This is a genomic window from Pseudomonas parakoreensis (assembly GCF_021602155.1).
Taxonomy (GTDB): Bacteria; Pseudomonadota; Gammaproteobacteria; order Pseudomonadales; family Pseudomonadaceae; genus Aquipseudomonas; species Aquipseudomonas parakoreensis.
The window spans coordinates 1-307 of sequence record NZ_BQHY01000081.1; the positions used below are offsets into that span (position 1 = coordinate 1).

The window sequence follows — 307 nt, forward strand, 5'->3', positions numbered from 1 at the left end:
TTTAATCTTGACGATGACCTACTCTCACATGGGGAAACCCCACACTACCATCGGCGATGCATCGTTTCACTTCTGAGTTCGGGATGGGATCAGGTGGTTCCAACGCTCTATGGTCGTCAAGAAATTCTGTATCTGACCCGTCAACACGGTAACGTGCCAGCAAAATCGGTGACTTCTACTAAAACAAAACCCCAACTGCTTTCGCAATTGGGGTTTCGGAATTTAATCTTGACGATGACCTACTCTCACATGGGGAAACCCCACACTACCATCGGCGATGCATCGTTTCACTTCTGAGTTCGGGATG

Annotated in this window: 2 rRNA genes; both read right to left on the reverse strand. The window is 48.2% G+C overall.

The window, feature by feature from the left end:
* Window positions 1–5: 5 nt before the first annotated feature.
* Window positions 6–121, reverse strand: a 5S ribosomal RNA gene (gene rrf / locus L6D63_RS28480).
* A 105-nt stretch (window positions 122–226) separates the two neighbouring features.
* Window positions 227–307, reverse strand: a 5S ribosomal RNA gene (gene rrf / locus L6D63_RS28955); the annotation flags it as partial.